Annotated in this window: 20 protein-coding genes and 1 pseudogene; 17 read left to right on the top strand and 4 right to left on the bottom strand. The window is 38.6% G+C overall.

Annotation, left to right across the window (positions count from 1 at the left end; all coding sequences use genetic code 11):
* The first annotated feature begins 208 nt into the window (after window positions 1-208).
* Both PHU20_RS18645 and PHU20_RS18640 read left to right on the top strand, forming a co-directional pair.
* Complete coding sequence (locus PHU20_RS18645) at window positions 209-847, top strand: hypothetical protein (RefSeq protein ID WP_274826925.1); 639 nt, start codon at window positions 209-211, stop codon at window positions 845-847.
* A 250-nt stretch (window positions 848-1,097) separates the two neighbouring features.
* Window positions 1,098-1,637, top strand: a complete 540-nt coding sequence (locus PHU20_RS18640) for a hypothetical protein (RefSeq protein ID WP_274826924.1) — start codon at window positions 1,098-1,100, stop codon at window positions 1,635-1,637.
* A gap of 280 nt (window positions 1,638-1,917) precedes the next feature.
* Here PHU20_RS18640 and PHU20_RS18635 read toward each other — a convergent pair whose 3' ends face one another.
* Window positions 1,918-2,166: a hypothetical protein gene (locus tag PHU20_RS18635; protein ID WP_246999558.1), complete on the bottom strand. Its 249-nt coding sequence runs from the start codon at window positions 2,164-2,166 to the stop codon at window positions 1,918-1,920.
* Between the two features lie 36 nt (window positions 2,167-2,202).
* Between PHU20_RS18635 and PHU20_RS18630 the strand changes: the two genes are divergently transcribed.
* Complete coding sequence (locus tag PHU20_RS18630) at window positions 2,203-2,613, top strand: hypothetical protein (protein WP_274826923.1); 411 nt, start codon at window positions 2,203-2,205, stop codon at window positions 2,611-2,613.
* A gap of 165 nt (window positions 2,614-2,778) precedes the next feature.
* Here the strand turns inward: PHU20_RS18630 and PHU20_RS18625 are convergent, their stop codons facing one another.
* Window positions 2,779-3,663 carry an IS110 family RNA-guided transposase gene (locus PHU20_RS18625; protein ID WP_274826928.1) on the bottom strand — a complete coding sequence of 295 codons (885 nt, stop codon included), beginning with the start codon at window positions 3,661-3,663 and terminating at the stop codon, window positions 2,779-2,781.
* Window positions 3,664-3,692: 29 nt separating this feature from the next.
* Window positions 3,693-3,851 (bottom strand): hypothetical protein, encoded by a 159-nt coding sequence (locus tag PHU20_RS18620; RefSeq protein WP_274826922.1) that lies wholly within the window; start codon window positions 3,849-3,851, stop codon window positions 3,693-3,695.
* Window positions 3,852-4,230: 379 nt separating this feature from the next.
* Here PHU20_RS18620 and PHU20_RS18615 point away from each other — a divergent pair, with 379 nt between their 5' ends.
* The 8 genes and pseudogenes from PHU20_RS18615 to PHU20_RS18580 all read left to right on the top strand — a co-directional run bounded on the left by PHU20_RS18615 (window position 4,231) and on the right by PHU20_RS18580 (window position 12,401).
* On the top strand, window positions 4,231-4,887 hold the full coding sequence (locus PHU20_RS18615) for a hypothetical protein (protein ID WP_274826921.1): 657 nt from the start codon (window positions 4,231-4,233) through the stop codon (window positions 4,885-4,887).
* 160 nt (window positions 4,888-5,047) lie between these two features.
* A complete protein-coding gene (locus PHU20_RS18610) occupies window positions 5,048-5,590 on the top strand; it encodes a hypothetical protein (protein ID WP_274826920.1) in 543 nt (180 codons plus the stop codon).
* 523 nt (window positions 5,591-6,113) lie between these two features.
* On the top strand, window positions 6,114-7,871 hold the full coding sequence (locus PHU20_RS18605; RefSeq protein ID WP_274826919.1) for an alpha-L-fucosidase: 1,758 nt from the start codon (window positions 6,114-6,116) through the stop codon (window positions 7,869-7,871).
* Window positions 7,872-8,499: 628 nt separating this feature from the next.
* Window positions 8,500-9,058: pseudogene (locus PHU20_RS20190) on the top strand (DUF1572 family protein).
* Window positions 9,059-9,201: 143 nt separating this feature from the next.
* Window positions 9,202-9,648, top strand: coding sequence for a DUF4174 domain-containing protein (locus PHU20_RS18595; RefSeq protein ID WP_274826918.1), 447 nt, complete (start codon window positions 9,202-9,204; stop codon window positions 9,646-9,648).
* Window positions 9,649-10,244: 596 nt separating this feature from the next.
* Window positions 10,245-10,847, top strand: a complete 603-nt coding sequence (locus PHU20_RS18590) for a YkgJ family cysteine cluster protein (RefSeq protein ID WP_274826917.1) — start codon at window positions 10,245-10,247, stop codon at window positions 10,845-10,847.
* Window positions 10,848-11,409: 562 nt separating this feature from the next.
* Entirely contained in the window at window positions 11,410-11,967 is a 558-nt protein-coding gene (locus tag PHU20_RS18585) for a GNAT family N-acetyltransferase (protein WP_274826916.1), read from the top strand.
* A 20-nt stretch (window positions 11,968-11,987) separates the two neighbouring features.
* On the top strand, window positions 11,988-12,401 hold the full coding sequence (locus tag PHU20_RS18580; RefSeq protein WP_274826915.1) for a nuclear transport factor 2 family protein: 414 nt from the start codon (window positions 11,988-11,990) through the stop codon (window positions 12,399-12,401).
* Between the two features lie 73 nt (window positions 12,402-12,474).
* On the opposite strand, the gene PHU20_RS18575 is transcribed toward PHU20_RS18580, so the two are convergent.
* Window positions 12,475-13,668 carry an OmpA family protein gene (locus PHU20_RS18575; protein ID WP_274826914.1) on the bottom strand — a complete coding sequence of 398 codons (1,194 nt, stop codon included), beginning with the start codon at window positions 13,666-13,668 and terminating at the stop codon, window positions 12,475-12,477.
* Between the two features lie 331 nt (window positions 13,669-13,999).
* On the opposite strand from PHU20_RS18575, the gene cuyB reads away from it, so the two are divergent.
* The 6 genes from cuyB (at window position 14,000) to PHU20_RS18545 (ending at window position 19,905) form a co-directional block, all read left to right on the top strand.
* Window positions 14,000-15,424, top strand: a complete 1,425-nt coding sequence (gene cuyB, locus PHU20_RS18570) for a cysteate racemase (RefSeq protein WP_274826913.1) — start codon at window positions 14,000-14,002, stop codon at window positions 15,422-15,424.
* A gap of 475 nt (window positions 15,425-15,899) precedes the next feature.
* The gene (locus tag PHU20_RS18565) at window positions 15,900-17,114 is read left to right on the top strand and encodes an APC family permease (RefSeq protein WP_274826912.1); all 1,215 of its coding nucleotides are present in this window, start codon (window positions 15,900-15,902) and stop codon (window positions 17,112-17,114) included.
* A gap of 72 nt (window positions 17,115-17,186) precedes the next feature.
* Window positions 17,187-17,660 carry a GNAT family N-acetyltransferase gene (locus tag PHU20_RS18560; protein WP_274826911.1) on the top strand — a complete coding sequence of 158 codons (474 nt, stop codon included), beginning with the start codon at window positions 17,187-17,189 and terminating at the stop codon, window positions 17,658-17,660.
* A 104-nt stretch (window positions 17,661-17,764) separates the two neighbouring features.
* Window positions 17,765-18,394 (top strand): dioxygenase family protein, encoded by a 630-nt coding sequence (locus PHU20_RS18555; RefSeq protein ID WP_274826910.1) that lies wholly within the window; start codon window positions 17,765-17,767, stop codon window positions 18,392-18,394.
* Between the two features lie 320 nt (window positions 18,395-18,714).
* A complete protein-coding gene (locus PHU20_RS18550; RefSeq protein WP_338040899.1) occupies window positions 18,715-19,221 on the top strand; it encodes a YdeI/OmpD-associated family protein in 507 nt (168 codons plus the stop codon).
* 90 nt (window positions 19,222-19,311) lie between these two features.
* A complete protein-coding gene (locus tag PHU20_RS18545; protein ID WP_274826908.1) occupies window positions 19,312-19,905 on the top strand; it encodes an LOG family protein in 594 nt (197 codons plus the stop codon).
* Window positions 19,906-20,092: the final 187 nt, after the last annotated feature.

Below are 20,092 nucleotides of genomic sequence, written 5' to 3'. Positions count from 1 at the left end.
AGTAATTTGAGTGTTCATATCTTTAATTTTTAGTTCATCTTAAAGATACTCGACTTACTGCTTTTACATAGATGCTATAATTCATTGTGGTTTTGTGCCACACCAAAATAAAAGTATTAATTTATGGCTGATTTCTAAGCGGAATAATCCTGCGGAGGATTCCACAACGAAATCATAGCCGAGACCGTTGTGCGTCATTTAAGAGAAATTGAACTACATATTTAACGAAATAGAAAAAGACATTATTCAGAGGCTTAAAAACTCTGAACCAAAGCGAATATGGACCGAATTTATTAAAGTCATATTTGAGTATGAGGAATATTATGTCGAATTGGAATGTGTACCTGAAATTGCCAGTTCACAAAATAAGACGGACGAAGCTATGACTGTAAAAGTTCGAGAATTTAAAAACAGTTACTTACCTTCTAAAAATGCAAAAGTAATAGTAGAAAACAAACCAATAAATGACATCAAATCCGTTCGGACTTTATTATACTTTACCGATTCAATAACTGAACCTACGAAAGTCAAAAAAATCGACTCTAAATGGAACAGAATGCTGAGCAAAATAGCGGGAACAAGTAAAAGTGAAATCGAAAAATTACTCGACGGAACTACAAGTAGCTATCACGATGAAGTTATATGCAAGCCGAATTCAGATGAAGCTAAAAAAGTAAACGGAGAATTTTCAAACTTAATGGATGTTGGAATAATTTTGGAATTAGGAGAAGATTATTTACCTGCCTTTGTTCAGGGGAATAAATATGGATTTGCTCATTTGGAAAGGAAAACGCTTTTGAAATCGGAAGAGCTTAAAAAAGGATTGATGGAATACGAACTGAATTAAAAACGAACGCACAACAATGGCTATAGCAAATACGGCAAAAAGTGATATATTCAAAGGCTTGGGCGTATTTGCTGGGTCCGCCAAATTGAAAATTACGCGATAGCGAAATATTCAAAATTTGGCAATTAAAAAAGTAAAAATAATTACAAAACAAAAAGCTCTGGCTCGCAGACCAGACGGAAACGAAAAGTTTCCTTGCCTGCCCTACTTGCCATAGCCGAACCGTTACCACAAATTATAAATAGTACTCTTGAAAAGTAGATTTGACCAGTTTTTAAAGCAAGAAGAAACCATTTTGTGGATAGGTCAACCCGAAAAGAATGGGTTAAGCAAAACACATATTTTTATCCTTGTGGCCTCTGGATTATTTGCCCTTATTTTTGCTATTCTTTGGAATTTTGTTGTTTGGACTAATAATACTCCCATATTTTTTCGAATTTTCGGCTTACTTCTTTTATTCTTAAGTGCATTCGGTGGAATAATTCATATTCAACTGCATAAATACCGTAGGTCAAAAATTCATTATGCTATTTCAAATGAACGGATTTATATTGAGTATTTGTTTTTCAGAAAACACATTAAAAGTTATAAAATAAAAGCATTGCCAAAACCTACAATGAAAAGATATTCGGATGGAATTGGGACAATATTGATAAACTATGAAAGACCCTTTACACAAAAGGTCTTAAGTTTTGGAATTGAATATCATTGGTTTGACCAGTACCGTAGATTAGAGTTTATAAAAGATTACCTCGAAGTGTTCAAATTAATAATCGAACTTAGAAAATAACTTGTGGTAACAATACCTATAATCAATTGCTTACGGTGGATTTCCTAACGGAAATCCATATCTTTAACAATGGCTCGGAACCGGGCGAAAAAGTCCTACGGACGTTTTCCGCAACAGATCATAGCCGAGCCGTTGCCAAACATTTTGGTTCAATTAGAAAAGTTCATCCTTTATCCCAAATTCTGTTTATTAAAACTCGACCGCACCCTAGATGTAACACTCAGGCGCAAATGGATTTTAGCTTGATTCGGAGGGCTACGGAGGGGTTCGCAAAGCCTTCTTACTCAGACGCACTCAAAACGCAAGCAGAGCGCCAGCTTTTACTCGGACGGAAAAAGAAAAACGATTTGGCAACAAAACCTATGAAGTAATGCGGGCCTGGTGTCCAATCCCAAGTTTTGTCTATATTTATGAAGTCGCAAAATCTTTTCGATTTTGCTTTTGAGATAATAAAGAAAAAAGAAAACCCAAAGCTTTTGCTTGGTGCATGACGGAATGGCAAGCGCAGATCCGCCTCCGCACTACTCATAGCTCAGACCGTTGGCAAACATTTAGAACTTTTAAATTGAAATCAAAAATCCTAACATTTATTTTAACCAAAGGACTTATTATCGGCGGACTATTTATGCTCATAATTACTGTAATCATATTGAATAATGGAATTGTTAAAAAGAGAATAACCGAGGATAATAATGTTGTTTCAGCTAAAGTGCTTGAAACGCCAATGGACTGTGATAATCTTGGACGGAGAGGCGGATATTATAAATTACAATATAATGGACAAGTATTCGTAAAAAAGGGCAATAGATTAATTTGCGAAACAATTTACGGGAAAAAGGAGGTTAACGTGCTAACGAATGCGGAGATGGACAAACTAATTTTTTTAAATGAATATGAAGAATCGAATGACTTCTTGTACGGGATTTTATTGGGACTTTTTGGACTAGTGATTACCTATAAGGGATGGAAAAAATAAAAACGATTTGCCAACAAAACCTATAATCAATTGCTTACGGTGGATTTCCTAACGGAAATCCCTAACTTTAAACAATGGCTCGGAACCGGGCGAAAAAGTCCTACGGACGTTTTCCGCAACAGATCATAGGTACTGTGTCAAAAAACAAGTTTTTTCTTTAATAATTTAGAAAATAGGTTGATTTATCAAACTGTTATCCCGGGCAGCAAGAGTTTCATTCTTTTGCTGCTTTTTTATTTCAAATTCCGCATCATAATTTTCTTCGTTTTTCCACAAGGTGTACATCAATATTAATAATTTTCTCTGAACCGCTACAAGTGCCACCAGCGGCTTTGCCTTGTTCGGCTTAAGTCTGTTATAGAATTGTTTTAAAGTCGGGTTACAACGTACACAGGTCATCGATGGCATATGCAAGGCGGCCCTGATATGACTGTTCCCCTTTTTGCTGATCCTTGTTTTTCCTTTGAAATTACCTGATTCACGTAATATAACGTCGTAACCTGCATAACTCGTCAGTTGTTTTGCGTTCACTATGGATTCAAACCCTAAGGTCTCTCCAATAACCGTAGCGGCGGAAATATAGGATATACCGGGAATGCTTGTCATAAAACCTATCTTTCTTTCCAACACCTCATTTTTGGAGGTAAGCTCTTGCATTTCTTGTTCTATCAGTTCTATCTGACTATTGAAAAGTTTCAGTCTATTCTTATGCCTTTTTAAGGCTTTAGAATTACTATAAACACTCGATTCAATGGCTCCCTGGCGATTGTTCTCTATAGTCCTGTCCTTTAACAAAGAACTTCGCTCCCTGCTCAATGCTTTTAATTGTTGTAGTTCTTTACTGGGTGGTTGCCAAAGACGAAGAGATCTCTCAAGACCAAGCATGCTCAACATCCTACTATCCAATGCATCAGTCTTCGAACGTTGATCCAAACTCTGGGCATAACGCTTTACACGACCCGATTGCATTACACAAACAGCATAACCCTGTTTATGCAAATAATGGGCAATACCCTGATGGTAAACTCCTGTAGCTTCCATGACGACCAACAACTCAACATTACTATCAATAGATTTGCTTAACCATTTAAAAGCTCCTTGTAACCGGAGACATCATTGGGCACATCTGGATGGGACTTAAATTCCTTAACCAGCCTTTCACTTAGAAAACCTAATGACAATGATAAATTCAACTTAGAAACATCGATACCTAAACTTTGTTTTAGCTGCTTTTCCATATCCTATTTTTTAAAGCTAGAATTCTCTTTAGCATCTTTGCTCGCATTTGATTCGATCTCTGCACTTTTAGGATCTAGTTACTGTTCAGATTCCAAGAAAATTATAGAAGGGCGGATAACCTATGAAACGATATCATCTGAATGTATCTAGCCGAGACCTCGCTGTCCCTCCTATTTAAGCCTGTTGTTAAGTATCCAAGCTAATGCTTTAAAGCATTAGCTTGGGAAGAGTGTAAACCTAAGCGATGATATCTCTATTTAGTATCTAGCCCAACCACGAAATCACTCTTCTTTATAAACTCTTTTTTGTGCTAAATATCTTATCTTCAACTAAAGAAACAAACATACGAGCCGAGCCGTTGTAGTACATTTTGGAAAAATGAAAGTTAATCTCAAAATATCATTTTTTGTTTCAATTATTTTGGTGACTCTTAGTTGTCGGGATTTTGAACAGGCTGAAAACAAAGAGCGGTTAACCGCAATAGATTTCGGAAAATTGAAAGGCCAAAATGATAGCTTGGGATTGGCAATGGAGTTGAGCGAATTTAAAAGTTTTCGTGATCTTTTAATTAGAACTGAAGAAATCGCCTGTAAGGACAGCTTACCAAAAATAACCCTTAAAACTGACAAAATAATAAAAACAATATACTTCCAAAATCCTTGTTGGGAACGATATTTATGTATTCTAATTAAGCAAAAAAATACAATTAAAATACATAACGACTCAATTGGCAAGTATTACGATGATTTATATCCTTTAGACAGTTTAACAAGTATTTTAAGGAGAGAAATAGAAAACAATGGGGAAAATCCAATGTTAAGTGATAGACCAGATAAAATATTGATTTACATTTCTTATGACTCAACTGGACTAGATAATTTACCCAAAACTCTGGATAGACTTACTGAGGTTTATTCTAAGATTACCGATAATACAAATATTAACATATGGCTACATGAAAGAATTAAAACCCCACCACCACCACCACCCCCTCCTCAGAATGGACCAGAGGATATAGAGGAAATTGAATTTTAGGAATAAAAAACGTACTACAACAATACCTATAATCCATTGCGGGCGGATTTCCTAGGCGGAAATCCTTAACTTTAGGCAATGGCTTGGTCTTGGGCGGAAAAATCCAGACGGATTTCCCCGCAACGAGATCATAGCCGAGACGTTGGCAACAAGCTGAATAATGAGACTACCAATAACATTTTTAGTACTTATTTTATCTTTTTCATCTTGCAAAGAAAAAGCGGTTCAAAAATCTGAACCAAAAAAAGAAATCACAGAGTTAGCAGATAAGCCGACTAAAAAGGTTGATTTAACCAAAGTCCCTGATTCCTTGGAATTAATTGCTGATAATAATCTTACTGGAGATTTTAACGGAGATAATAAAACGGACTTTGCATCACTCATTAAAAACAAAAACAATCAAAAAATTGGTGTTCTAATAATTCATAATTCTAAAGACCAAGAAAAATTCGTTTTTGGAGCTGGTAATGAGGTTAACCAAATGACTGATTTGGATTGGATTGAAGTTTTCGAAACTCTTCCAAAAGGAGAAGTGGTTTCGCCGACTTTAGTAGATATTGAAACTGGCGATATAATTGGACAAGATGAAAGCCTTAATTTCGAATTAATAGGCAATGGAATTTATATGAGCGTTCAGGAATCTCATGGAGGCGGAATTATTTTTTGGAATGGCACTGAATATGAATGGTATCATATAGAATAAAAGCCAGTTGCCAACAATACCTATAATCAATTGCTCACGGTGGATTTCCTAACCACGCCTCTGGCGTGGCAGGCTGGAAATCCATATCTTTAACAATGGCTCGGAACCGGGCGGAAAAGTCCTACGGACGTTTTCCGCAACAGATCATAGCCGAACCGTTGTAAAACATTTTGACCTATCCTGAAATATATGCACTAAAAATTCATCTAATATTAGTCAATTACGGAAAGTCATCAAAAACAATACCGCCGAAAAAAGACCTCATTCCAAAATAGGTTTTGTTTTGATCTCAAATTATTTCATTAACACAATCATTGGTATAAATCTACTTTACCTTTCGATACATATGGGAGATAATTTATAACATTTGAATTTAGTTTTATATTCTTCAACTCTGAGTATTGATACTTTTAACAAATAGATTCAATTTAAGTGTCTGAATCAAGATCCATTAACTCTTATTAAAAAAATGATATAATTATTTAATAAGAATCATGCTTTCAATATTCAATAGAGTAAAACTATGAGAACCTTAATACTAAGTTTTGCAGTAATCATGCTAATTAAGAGTACTGTATATTCACAATCTACCATTGATTCACTTGACCCTTATGCCAATGAAACAGAAGTTGAACGTGATGCGCGTATGGATTGGTTTCGTGCCGCAAGATTTGGAATGTTTATACACTGGGGCGTTTATGCTGTACCAGCTGGAATATACGAAGGAGAAAAAGCAGGGAAATATGGCGAATGGATTATGTCAGATGCAAGCATTCCAATGGCAGATTATCAACGCTTTGCCAAGGAATTTAACCCGGTTAAATACGATCCAGAAGCTTGGGTAAAACTTGCCAAGGATGCAGGCATGAAATATATTGTTATTACTTCTAAACATCATGATGGTTTCGCACTGTTCGACTCTAAAGTTTCGGAATGGGATATTGTCGACGCTTCTCCCTACGGAAAAGACCTGATTGCACCCCTGGCTGAGGCATGTAAAAAACATGGCATTAAGTTAGGACTTTATTATTCTCAAGCTCAGGACTGGAACCAGGGTGGCTCAGCTAGAGGCAAGGATAAAAAAGGCAAGTGGGATCCAGCTCAGGAACATGATATGGATGATTATATAAAAAATATTGCAGTGCCGCAGGTAAAGGAAATTTTAACACAGTACCAACCTGCAATATTATGGTGGGATACGCCACGTGGAATGAACAAAGAACGTGCGGAACAATTCTTACCATTATTAAAACTTGCTCCGGGAGTCATTCATAACAACAGACTGGGTGGAGACTACGATGGTGACATAAGCACTCCTGAACAATTCATCCCAGGTACTGGTTTACCTGGCGATTGGGAATCGTGCATGACGATGAACAACACTTGGGGATATAAAAGTTACGATCACAACTGGAAGTCTGCCGAAACGTTAATACAAAATCTTGTTGACATTGCCAGTAAAGGCGGAAACTTCCTTCTTAACGTAGGACCAACTGCCGAAGGGTTAATTCCCGAACCAAGTGTTGAACGTTTAAAAAATATTGGAGAATGGATGAATAAAAATAGTGAATCGATCTATGGAACAAGTGCTAGTCCTTGCCGTACACCTGAATGGGGTCGTATCACTACACTTAACAAAGGAAAAAATACCACACTTTATCTAAACGTTTTTGATTGGCCAGAAAACGGAAAGATATTTATTCCTATTACCAATAAAGTACAATCTTGTAACTTGCTTGTAGATAAGTCTAAGGAATTCAAAACCAAAACGGATGAGCAAGGCACCACAATATCTTTAGTAGGCAAAGCTCTAGATTCCATAAGCTCTGTTATTGTACTAACATTGAACGGTAAACCTGTGCTAAGCGATGCAGACAAGATCAAACAAAATGAAGATGGAATCATTCTATTACCTGCTCAAAAATCCATAATTAATAATGTGATAGGCTCTCATGTGACTTATAATAAAGTGAACGACTGTATAGAGCAATGGTTAAATAAAAAAGCAACTGTAGATTGGGATTTCACTGTTGATAAAGCAGGTACATATACCATTTTGATGAACCTAGCCTCAGAAGAAGAAAGTGCTATAGAATTAACTGTTGCAGAACAGACAATTAAGACCAAACTACCCGCAACAGATGGATTCACATCTTATAAAACAGTAAATGTCGGGGAAGTTGTTATCCAAAAAGCGGGTGATTATAGCATACGTTTGAAGCCAAATCATAATGAATGGAAAGCAATAAACTTACAAAAAGTACGATTGTTGCCTAAATAATTCCGGGTAAGTTATTTAATCCAAGAATTATCAAATTCATAATACAAAGTAAAATTCCTTTGGACTTGGACTTAAAAAAAACGATTTGCTAACACCAGTAACCGTTGCACAAGCCTTTAATTCGAAAAAAGCTGCTTCATATAAGCCACTTCAAGGGTATTTTTCAGTGTCAAGTTAGAAATGGGAAGCTAAATTCCCATGCTTTGAAAAGGCTCCGGATAAGTATTAGAAGATGTTTTCCTCAAATACCTTAAGGCAAGGTGACCTGCCCCACTTTTTGATCGGTTTCCGATGAATTTCAGGTATTTCTTCAGATTATAGCCGATGGTAGAGAGGTGCATCTGTAAGCTTCACCTTTTCTCGCACAGTTCAAAATTCAAAATCATTATCTTAAAAGGTTCACTAAAGCATCCCTTTCCCGATCGGCAATGATCCACCATGACTTTTTTCTTAACTTGTGCAACAGGCACAATGGCTATAAGTAATTGCCTGTTCTCGCCTACTTCTGAAAATCTTCGCGGATTTTCAGTTTGGTGTGAACTTGCTAAGTTGTCCGCTAAACCACCTACTTGCAGGCAGGCATAACTACCCATAACCGAACCTTTGTAACCAATTTAAACGCACCGAAATGCTTGTATCTGAATATTTATTGAGTTCTAGAAAGCAATTTGAATTTTATAAGTCGCTAGGTGAAAAAACTTTCGAACAACTGACCGAAAAAGAACTGTTTTGGAGTTTCAATGAGGAATCAAATTCAATTGCTGTAATCGTTAATCATCTATGGGGTAATATGAAATCGAGATGGACCGACTTCCTGAACGCTGATGGGGAAAAAATGGAGAAATAGGGATTTGGAATTTGAATCAGTTATAAAATCCAAAGACGAACTTAATGCTAAATGGGAAGAAGGCTGGGGTTGCCTTTTTAAGGCTATTGAATCCCTTAACGAAAGGAATTTTGAAACAAAAATCCACATCCGAAATCAAGAGCACACCGTTATTCAAGCGGTTAATAGACAGTTGACTCATTATTCCTCCCACATCGGACAAATCATATTTATTGGAAAAATGTTGAAAGGGAACGAATGGCAAAGTTTGTCAATACCGAAAGGGGAATCGAAAAAGTATAATGCCGAAAAGCTATCAAAAGGAAAGCATAAAGGACATTTTACCGACGACTTTAAATAAAAACAAACTTAAGAAGTGTATAATTAATTCCGATCGCAATTAACTATCTTTAGTCTAAGTCGAAAAATCAAGGATGATTTTCCGCAACGAAATCAAACACAAAACCGCTGTATACAGTGCCAAAAAGTAATCGATAAACCTCAATGAAAAATTCGATAATCCATAAAATACTATTCCTAATTGTTGGTTTTTTATGTGCCAATTCCAATGGACAGGACTTGAATGCTCATAAGTGGAAAAATAGAATCCTTATTGTAAAAACCTTAAATTCCGATTCTGAAAAATTCTATGAACAGCTCAATGAATTCAAGAATTCGAATAACGGACTTAAAGAGAGAAAAATCGTTTTATATAAGGTAATACAAGATGAATTCTCATCAATCAATTTTACAAATAATGGTTCGGTTCATTCAGGAAAGGTCAGTGAAATTACGCCTCAAAATATCCTGGACAAAAACGAGGACTTTGAAGTGATTCTCATTGGATTGGATGGAGGAATAAAATTCAAACAAAATGAAGTTTTATTAAAAGAAAAACTTTTTAGAATCATTGACTCAATGCCTATGCGCAAAAGTGAAATAAGGAATTGACAATGCACCGTATACCACGATGTATAACCGCAATTTGTTTTACTGTTCGCTTTGCTCGGAACGGCAGATTCGACTACCCCCAAACCCGTTCGGGACAGGCAGTCCGAATCCATTCCACATTGCGGGCGTCAGTGCAAAACCGAAAAACATTAACTTAAAACCCGTAACTGACGGTTATATTAAATTGACCTCCTCCCTTTAAACCGGACAGTTTAGACTAGAGTATTCGGGACGAATAAATGTTTAACTTTAAATGTATTATTTACTTGTGAAACGATAAAAGTATGCTGAATCGCAGATCGTATTTGCAACCAAACCTTTGCTGACGTGGCTCATGCAAAAAGAGCTGCAAAAAATGCATTGAAGTAAGATTACATTTATATTTAGATTATAAAACACCGAATAGGCTATATAAATTATCAGCGAAAGATCAATTTTAACCTGTAGGCATATTAGAGGACGAGACTAGGTTTAGTTCACCTTGATCTTCTTGGCAAACTATCGATGGAAACCTGTGACCATGACATCGGATTGATTTCTTTTCAAAAATAAATCGACCTTCGTAGGAATATTAAGTCTATCTTCGATAAAAAATAATGACGATAGAGCGAAAGGTTCGATTAGTGGAAAACCTTTTTTCCAAATTAGAACAAGAAACCGTTCAGTTTGGGAAAACATCAGGGCTAAGTTGTGTTGCTGGCTGTGGAAAATGTTGTACTTACCCAACTATAGAAGCTTCCCCTTTGGAATTTTTACCATGGGCATTTTACTTATTTTTGAATGGAGAAGCCGAAAAGACGATCGTTAAGCTTAATAAAACCCAAAGTTCAACCTGTTTGATCTACAAACCATTATCCATTATTGATCAAGGTAGTTGTGGAAATTACAAATACCGGGGTTTAATTTGTAGACTTTTTGGATTTGCCGCCAATACTGATAAATACGGAAATTTAAGACTGGCCACATGCAAAATCATCAAGGAAGGCCAAGCCGAAAATTATAGTTCAACCACCGAAGCAATGACCAAAGGACTATATGTACCTGTATTTACAGCGTACTATATGCAATTGAATCAGATAGATTTTAACTTGGGAAATATCATTTTACCTATAAACAAAGCGCTTAAAATGGCTTTGGAGGAAGTTTTAAAATATTATGCCTATAGACCCTTTCTTCATTTAGGGAAAAAATGTGGTTAAATTAAACAACCGCTGTCAATGTTCACTACCATGGCTCAAGTCCTTAATAGCCACCATAAATAATACCGATTCCTACAAGCTCTGGCAGGTCTTCCTTAACCTATCGTATACCTAAAAGCCAGATCCGGCCCTATTCATGCGTCTTTAAAAATCCTACTCCATTACCCGTTCGTTCGGATATCGTTGAAGGGCTTTTCCTGATATTGCTTTTTTCCCCTGCATACCACAAGTTATGATCGATCTTGCGAACGGCTATGATCATCACCGACTTTTTTCGCTAAGTTGACAGGCATAACCCCTATGCACATTACAGGCCTTGGACTTATTCACAGGTTACATGTTTTTACGAAGTCCATCAATTTTTTTTAACTTGGCTTAATGGGAAAAACTGTACTATGAAATCGAATAACCACTTATTTCTTTCCACTTTTTTCTTTGTGGTTTACCTGATTGTCGAATTTACCGCAATATTTGGTGAACCCACTGTACTCCGATATTTTTTACTACTACTATGCATTACCTTTTTAATTAGTGGCTTATCACGAAAAAAAAGAAAAAAACAATGAACTGCGGAACAAATAGATTGCATATCAGACCCATCCGTATGGATGATAAAGCATCGATTTTCAGTTACCGCTCAGATCCACAAACCAATAAATACTTAAGCTCGATTCCCAAGTCAGTGGACGATATTGCAAAATTCATAACCAACTCGTCACCCATTATCAACATTCCGGGAACCTGGTTTCAACTCGCCATTATCGAAAGAACCACAAATCAATTGATCGGGGATATCGGCATTCACTTTTTAAATTCGGACCCGGAAAACAAACAAGTCGAAATCGGCTATACACTTCATAAGGATTTTCATGGAAAAGGATATGCGACCGAAGCCTTATGGGCCGTAATAGACTATTTATTCAACTCTTTGGACAAACATAGGATTACTGCATCGATTGACCCCGAAAATCTTAAATCCATTACGCTGATCGAGCGATTGGGATTTCGAAAGGAGGCCCATTTTGTCGAAGGATTGTTTTTTCACGGAAAATGGGTAGATGATTTGGTCTATGCAATGCTTGCCAAAGAATGGAAGACCAAAAAACGACAAGTGTGTTAACTATTTGAAACCTTATCGCGATGAATAAAAGTGAACTGACCGCAAACGAAAATACCGTAATTGAATTTTTGAAAATGTTGGAAAACAGAAAGTCTTCAAAGGAACCTGATGGCTTTTACCATCCTGATTCGCAACAAATCGAATTTCCCAATGCATTAACAAAACAACGTACAACACGGACGCTACCAGAACTAAAAGAGGCTTCGGATAAAGGTTCCAAAATACTAACCAAAGAATCCTACGAAATCAAGAACCTGATTTCAGTCGAGAATACCGTAGTGTTGGAATGCGTATGGCGGGGTACACTGGCCATGCCCATTGGAAATATTGGGGCTAACGGACAAATGACCGCATATTTCGCCCAGGTCTTTGAGTTTAAGGAAGGTAAAATATTCAGACAAAGGAATTACGATTGTTTTGAACCTTTTTCATAAACCCTTTTCTTACAGGTACGACCTGCACCTTATTTCAGACGCCACCAGAACACAATACAGGTTGGTTCGCAGCTCACTGTTTCACAAACTCCACCCTTCGGTTGTTCGCTTTCCCTTCCGGTGTTCCATTGGTATCGATGGGTGCGGACTCACCCAATCCTGCCGTAGTCAATCGATCCGCCGATATACCCAGTTGAACCATGGTGCTTTTGACCGTATGGGCACGTTTTTCGGAAAGCGCCAGATTATCGGCATCACTTCCATCACTATCCGTATGGCCTTCTACACTGAACTTAAGTTCGGGATGTTCTTGCATCATTTGTACGATCTCATTAATGATTCCCATCGACTCCGGCTTTAAAGTGGCCTTGCCCGTGTCGAAACGGATACCGTTGGCAATGATTTTCCCATCCTGCATTACACGGTCGTAATATTTTACCCCTCCTTCGGCAATTCGAAAATTTTTTACGTAGTATAAGTTGTCGTTGCTACAATGATAACTATGTAATGAAACCCCTTTGGGATCGAAATCAATTCTTGGGATATTTATCAAACGGGTTTGGTCTATATATCCTTTCAATTTTCCGTTCGTATAGGCAATGGCAACATGTATCCATCTTCGTTGTTCAAGGTTTTCCTGCGGCAACCTACTGGCCGACCTCCCCATTTCCATACGGTCGAATTTTATATTGAAATACGTGTAACCTGTGGGACTTCCCGATTTTTGGTTTTTCCTATCGAACAAATAGATGACAAAATTATCTTTCCCACAGTACAAATCGAATTCAATGGTAAATACATCCGGCAAATAGTCTTCCGAAGCATTTTTCATATACGGGACTATGGTCGGGGCACCATCACGAAACATGATCACATTTTCACCACCGAATTCGGCAATTTCAACATTGCCACGAATCAAATCCCATCGCGCCGGAAATTCACCGTTTTCCTCACCTACCAAATTATCATCATAAATGACCTTGGTCCCCGGCACAAAATCGTATTTCGACCAATTTAAGGTCAGCTCGGCTGCCTTTGTCGGTTGTTGTACTTCATTGTTGACCACTTGCGCCGGTTCTTTTTTGATACCTTGAATACTATCCACTTGTTTGAGGTCTTTTTCTTCTTCCTTGTCGGTGGTCTTGTCGATTTCCTTTTCGACTTTTTGTTCAACTTTCTTTTTGAGTTTCTTTAGAATCTGTGCATGTGCGGTATTCGGGGCCCCTAGGAACAATCCTAAAATGGCCCATAAGATTATATTTTTCATAATGAATTTATTTTACCGATTATGATTCGATAGTTACGCTAATGCGTAATCCCATTTTCCGGAATTGCTACATCATTTTAAGAATAATCCACACTTTATGTAATGACTTGAATCATTTTTACGGCATTTATAAAGGGCCGAATCTTTACACAAGGCGCAAGCGAAACCACCTAGGTCCAAAAGCCTGGTCGGTCGGAAATTCCAAGGTCGGTGATTCCCCGAAAAAACGTAATTTTGAACCCGTAACTAAAGGTTACACCCCGTTACCGATAGTGTGAACATTGGCTAGATCGATGGTTCATGATCGGAACGGATAATTATTATAATTCGAATGGATAAAATAGCGGTAATCGGTGGCTTGGGCACATTATCTGGTGGCGATTTATTTTTTAAGCTCCTAAAAAACAAAGAGGTTTTAAAACACCAAAAGAATTACCATTTCATTTTTGAACAACAACCCTATAGCCAGATTGAATCTGCCCTATATGAAGAGCAGGATATCAAATCCAGGAAATTTTACACCTTTTCCATTTGTAAGAATTTTGAACAAAAAAATGTGTCTAAAATTTTGCTGCCCTGTTTTGCCAGTCATTCTTTTATAGAGGAATTACAAACAGAAACATCCATTTCGATTATCAATATTTTTGAGGCCATTACCGATTACCTGGATTCCAGATTTGAAAAAGGAACAAAAATCGGGGTGTTGACCTCCAACTTTGTGAAAGACTCCTTCTTGCTGAAAAAATATTTTCAGGATTTTGAATTGGTCTATCCTGAGAATCAGGCCCGTTTAATGAAGGCTTTATACGGAGAAGCAGGAATAAAAAACGGGTACTTGGATGGTTTGCCTTTAGAATACATATACGAGGCCTGTATAGGGCTAAAAGCAAAAGGTTGTGAAGTTATTTTACCTTGTGTAACCGAAATTTCGCTCCTTGTCAATCAACTTTGGAAAAGGGGGATTCCCATTATAGACGTTAATGAGGTTTATGCGAACTACGCTTTGGCAAAAGGGAACATGCCGCATGCCAAACCATTCAAACTTGGTATCGTAGGAGGGGTCGGACCTTCGGCAACGGTCGATTTAATGAATAAAATCATTCAAAACACACCCGCAAAAAAAGACCAGGACCACATAAAGATGGTCGTGGAGCAAAATCCTCAAATCCCCGACAGAACGGCCAATTTGATCCAAAACCAAACAGACCCGACCATTGCTTTGTTTTCAACGTGTAAAAAATTGGAAGCGGCCAGTTCGGATGCCATTGCAATACCATGCAATACCGCGCATGCCTTTGTCAAACAAATACAGGAACACCTGAATGTACCCATCGTTAACATGATAACGACCACGGCAGAATATATTGTAAAGAATTTCGGCAAGGGAACCCATGTAGGGTTATTGGCAACGAGTGGTACCGTTCAAAGCAAGGTTTATTACAATGCTCTCATTCATTTTGGACTTCAGGTCATTTTTCCGGATGAACTGCATCAGGCTGATGTAATGGAAAGCATTTATGGGGAATACGGCGTAAAAGCAGGCCATACGGAAGGGGTTTGTAAAGAACATATCCTTAAGGGAGCCAATTATCTCATTGAAAATGGGGCCCGGGTAATTATTTTGGGTTGCACGGAACTGCCCCTGCTATTTCCGCAAACCAAGGAACTCAAAGTCGGGGAAAAAACGGTTGAACTAATAGATCCTACTTTGGTTTTGGCAAAAAGAATAGTGGATTTGTCCAAAGCACCCCATTAAAACACGGCTTGTGCCTATGTGTCCCATGAAAATCCCCGGTACTGCTCTCTAGAGTCCAACAATATATTCCATTTTGCTTACCGTTTTTTTTTAGAAATAATTTACTCCACAAGGTGATCCTTGGCATTGTCCCCGCCAAAGCCAAACAAGCCTGATTTTGGCGATTTTCATATCGCCCCTATTGGTCAAGGCCCTATAAACACAAGCTACAAGCCGAATCAAAACGGTGCCCGAAAGTATTGGCGAAAAGAAAAAACATCGCACCCTATGACCTGGAGTATTGGGCCGCTCTATGAATCATGGCCCAAGGGAACTCCGGTTGAATTCATTTTATTGGCATTTATTTAATGGATTTTCGGCTGATCATTGCCAGTGCAACCCAAATATGTTATTTTAAATAGCATCAACATTCCATTAAAACATCGGTCAAGCCCTTTAAAAGGGCCTAATTTGTTCGTGGACGGTATTTCGGAAAATGAATTCAACGACGTTAAAAAGATCTATTTCTTTACCTGCCTTATTTCTATATGGACTGGGTACCATGGTAGGCGGTGGTTTTTATGCCTTATCGGGCAAAGTGGCCGGAATGGCCGGAATGGCCGCTCCCCTATCCTTTTTGATTGCCGGGGTTTTGGCTTTTCTCAATGTATTCACATTCGCAGAGCTGGCATCGCGATATCCCGTAAGCGCCGGGGAAGCTAAATATGCCCAGGAAGCCTTCCATTATCCATGGTTTTCCGGATTGGTAGGATGGTTGGTAATCCTGACCGGCGTGGTATCGGCAGCTACCCTTTCCGTAGCCACAATTGGTTTTTTGCAAGACTTGATCACGGTTCCCGAAGCGATCGGAATCACTGTCCTGGTCATACTTATGGGAATTGTTTGTGCCTGGGGGATCGGCGAATCGGTAAAAGTCGTTTTGGTGATTACCCTGATCGAGGTTGGGGCCTTATGTTATATCCTATTTTCCAAAGGGGAGAACCTGGGCCAAATCCCGAATATCCTTTCAGACTTGGAAACCCACTTCAGCAGTGGGTTCCCCCTTATCGGGATACTATCGGGGGCCTTCCTCAGTTTCTATGCTTTTATTGGCTTTGAAGACATGGTAAACATGGCAGAAGAAGTGAAAAACGTAAAGAAAGTATTGCCAAAAGCAATGATCTTGGCTGTTATTTGTACCACTATACTCTATTTACTTGTATCCACGACCATGGTATTGACCGTTGCTCCCGATATACTGGCCATGGCCAACGCACCATTGGCCAAGATCATTGAAGGGGATGGGACCACTGTGGAATTTATTTTTCTCTTGATAAGTGTACTTACGGGCATTAACGGGGCCTTGGTACAAATCGTAATGTCGTCAAGGGTCCTCTATGGTTTGGGTAAGGAAAAAAAAGCACCCCGATTTTTATCAGGGATAAATGCAAAAACCCGAACCCCCATAAAGGCCACGGTATTTGCAACTGCCCTAGTGTTGGTTTTAGCACTTTTCTTTCCGCTGGTTGGTTTGGCAGAAGCGACAAGCTTTATCATTCTTATCGTATTTACGGTGCTCAATATCGCCTTGATCCATATAAAAAAAAGGGAAAAGGAAATTCCGAAAGGGATTAAAAACTATCCCATTGGTTTGCCCTATACGGCCCTGATTACCTGTATAGCCCTTCTTATTTTTAAAATAGTACAATAGATCGATGGACCATGGTTTCCCAAGGGGTGGAAAGGCATTTAAAAAATCACTATCTTATTCCTTCTAATATGCATGACACACGACCTTAGGCGTAGAACACCAATGGACAAGGAAATAGATACGGTTAAAAAGAGCGAATATAAACAGATCGTTGAACTTTGGGAGGCTTCTGTCCGGGCAACCCATCACTTCTTAAAAGAGGAAGATATCCGATACTTCAAACCACTGATTTTAAACACCTATTTAGATGCCGTTGCATTGAGATGTATGAGGGACGATGGCGGTAAAATAGTCGGTTTTCTTGGAGTGGCGGATCAAAATTTGGAAATGCTTTTCATCGATCCCCAATACAGGGGGAAGAAAATAGGGAAAACACTATTGCAATATGCCATTGCACATATGGAGGTAAAAAAAGTGGATGTGAACGAACAAAATGAACAAGCCGTGGGATTTTACGAACATTGTGGGTTCGAAACCATAAAACGTTCGAAATTGGATTCCTTGGGCAAGCCGTATCCCACCTTACATATGGAACTTAAAAAATAACCACCCCCCATGGTGTCCTTATAAAATTCTTCCCTACCCGTAGAAAGGTATTGCCCATACCGAAAAAGTACACAGGGCAGATAACGTAGGTTGATTAAAATAAAATGAAACGACTCCTATACATATCGGTATTGCTACTCATGGTTTATGCTTGCCGATCACAATCCGAGCATTCGGAAAACCAATTGGTCGGAGGACCTTGTGAAGGTTGCGAGGCCATTTTTGAGTACGCAGACAACGTGTTATCCGCTATTGACACCCTTCCGGATTTCCATAACTCCAAACCTAAACTGAAGATAACCGGAACCGTTTTTCAAAAGGATGCGAAAACACCTGCCGAAAATGTCATCCTGTATATCTATCATACCGATCGACAGGGGATTTACAAAAAGAAAGGGGATGAAAAAGGATGGGCAAAAAGACATGGATATATTCGAGGTTGGATAAAAACGGCCAAAGATGGCAAGTATACGTTTTATACCTTCCGCCCAGCTGCATATCCTGATGGCCGAGAACCTGAACATATCCATATCACGGTTCTGGAACCGAATGGAAAATACTATTGGATTGAAGATTTCCGTTTTAAGGGAGACCCCATACTTTCAGCAAAAGAAAATTTTTCCCGGAATCCGAGGGGCGGCCATTCCGGAATTGTTGAACTTTATAGGGAATCGGGACATTGGACTGCCGAAAGGAATATCGTTTTAGGGGCAAACATACCAAAACACCACTAATATCAACCACTGACACCAATAACCGTTGTGGTAAAAAGTCTTACGGAAAAGCAGATACCCATGAAGTCCATGAAATGAATGATGGGCTTTTGGAAGGAGACCCTGATTTTCCTCAAAATGGATTAAAGAATGATGGGAATACCAAAATCCATATCCGCCCTACCCTAACTTGAAAATCACTATTTTTAAGCCGATTGATTTATCGGTTGAACCCTAGTGGCCCAATCCGTAATAAGCATCAAAAAATATCACCCTTCAATATGGACAGCTTTCACCCTTTAAATAAAATGGCATGGAGGAAATGGCTTCAAAAAAACCATTTGACCAAAGATTCGACATGGCTGATAATCACCAAAAAAAGCGCTCCCAACCCTAATTTGGATTGGAATGAAGCCGTTGATGTAGCGCTTTGCTTTGGGTGGATCGACAGTGTGAAAAAGTCAATCGATGATGAAAAATACATGCAATATTTCAGTAAAAGAAAACCAAAAAGTACGTGGTCAAAGATCAATAAAGCGAAAGTAACCCATTTGATCGAAAACGGACTTATGGAAGATGCAGGCTATAAAAGCATTGAAATCGCGAAAGAAAATGGCTCGTGGACCATTTTGGATGAAGTTGAGGCTTGTATTATCCCCAAAGATTTAGAAGAAGAATTCGCAAGGTACCAAGGGGCGATGGAATACTTTGAGAACTTGAGCAAATCGGCCAAAAAAGGCCTATTGCACTGGGTGACCTTTGCAAAGAAAAAGGAAACAAGACAAAAGAGAATTTCGGAAATTGCGAAAAATGCAAGTAAAAACACCAAACCAAAACCATTTAGATAAAAAAGCGGGCGATACACCATCGCCAATGTAGTAACAGCAACTACTGATTCGATTTTGTACAACGCCAACAATGAAAAACACCTATAATAAATGGCAAACCAGATACATCACATTACCGTTTTTTGCGGTTCAAGTCTTGGAACCCAGGAGATTTTTAAAAATAAGGCCCGGGAACTAGGGAAAAAATTAGCTTCCGAAAACATAGGGGTAGTCTATGGTGGGGCCAAAGTAGGTTTAATGGGGGCCATTGCGGATGGCGCCTTGGCCGAAGGGGGAAAGGTTATCGGTGTTTTGCCGAACTTCCTTAAATCAAAAGAAATCGCGCACGAAAAATTGACCGAATTGATATTGGTCGATACCATGCACGAAAGAAAGACCAAAATGAACGACCTCTGTGACGGAGTTATATCGTTACCGGGCGGATTTGGGACAATGGAAGAATTTTTCGAAATGCTGACCTGGGGACAATTGGGACTTCATCAAAAACCGATTGGAATACTCAATATCAATGGGTTTTACGATGAACTGATCGATCTACTTGATTCCATGGTGGAAAAAGGTTTTTTAAAAAACATCAACCGACAAATGGTCTTAGTTAGCGAAAATATAGAGGATCTGCTAACCAAAATGAAGGAATACGAAGCCCCCACCATCGGAAAATGGATCAATAAAGAGACCGTATGAATGAACCTTACGCTCGCACAACAACGGTAATCCCCTGCCTATGGGCAAAACAATGGATACAGCCACCGAGGTGACTTTTTAGGAAGACTTTATATCCTTCGATCATTTAAATCGACCCTGCCCTGCTAGTTACAATTTATCCGTGTTGGAAGTGCTTCAAGAAAACGGTGATCGATGACAAAAAATG

The organism is Maribacter polysaccharolyticus (genome assembly GCF_028882255.1).
Classification (GTDB): domain Bacteria; phylum Bacteroidota; class Bacteroidia; order Flavobacteriales; family Flavobacteriaceae; genus Maribacter_A; species Maribacter_A polysaccharolyticus.
Note: the sequence above shows the minus strand (reverse complement) of the source record. Positions and strands in the feature narration are given on the sequence as shown.

Excerpts from the sequence above, each read along its gene's own strand:
- PHU20_RS18635 (WP_246999558.1), bottom strand. The coding sequence starts at position 2,166 with ATGAGTAGTGCGGAGGCGGATCTGCGCTTGCCATTCCGTCATGCACCA.
- PHU20_RS18620 (WP_274826922.1), bottom strand. The coding sequence starts at position 3,851 with ATGGAAAAGCAGCTAAAACAAAGTTTAGGTATCGATGTTTCTAAGTTG.
- PHU20_RS18615 (WP_274826921.1), top strand. The coding sequence starts at position 4,231 with ATGAAAGTTAATCTCAAAATATCATTTTTTGTTTCAATTATTTTGGTG.
- PHU20_RS18610 (WP_274826920.1), top strand. The coding sequence starts at position 5,048 with ATGAGACTACCAATAACATTTTTAGTACTTATTTTATCTTTTTCATCT.
- PHU20_RS18605 (WP_274826919.1), top strand. The coding sequence starts at position 6,114 with ATGAGAACCTTAATACTAAGTTTTGCAGTAATCATGCTAATTAAGAGT.
- PHU20_RS18595 (WP_274826918.1), top strand. The coding sequence starts at position 9,202 with ATGAAAAATTCGATAATCCATAAAATACTATTCCTAATTGTTGGTTTT.
- PHU20_RS18590 (WP_274826917.1), top strand. The coding sequence starts at position 10,245 with ATGACGATAGAGCGAAAGGTTCGATTAGTGGAAAACCTTTTTTCCAAA.
- PHU20_RS18585 (WP_274826916.1), top strand. The coding sequence starts at position 11,410 with ATGAACTGCGGAACAAATAGATTGCATATCAGACCCATCCGTATGGAT.
- PHU20_RS18580 (WP_274826915.1), top strand. The coding sequence starts at position 11,988 with ATGAATAAAAGTGAACTGACCGCAAACGAAAATACCGTAATTGAATTT.
- PHU20_RS18575 (WP_274826914.1), bottom strand. The coding sequence starts at position 13,668 with ATGAAAAATATAATCTTATGGGCCATTTTAGGATTGTTCCTAGGGGCC.
- cuyB (WP_274826913.1), top strand. The coding sequence starts at position 14,000 with ATGGATAAAATAGCGGTAATCGGTGGCTTGGGCACATTATCTGGTGGC.
- PHU20_RS18565 (WP_274826912.1), top strand. The coding sequence starts at position 15,900 with ATGAATTCAACGACGTTAAAAAGATCTATTTCTTTACCTGCCTTATTT.
- PHU20_RS18560 (WP_274826911.1), top strand. The coding sequence starts at position 17,187 with ATGACACACGACCTTAGGCGTAGAACACCAATGGACAAGGAAATAGAT.
- PHU20_RS18555 (WP_274826910.1), top strand. The coding sequence starts at position 17,765 with ATGAAACGACTCCTATACATATCGGTATTGCTACTCATGGTTTATGCT.
- PHU20_RS18545 (WP_274826908.1), top strand. The coding sequence starts at position 19,312 with ATGGCAAACCAGATACATCACATTACCGTTTTTTGCGGTTCAAGTCTT.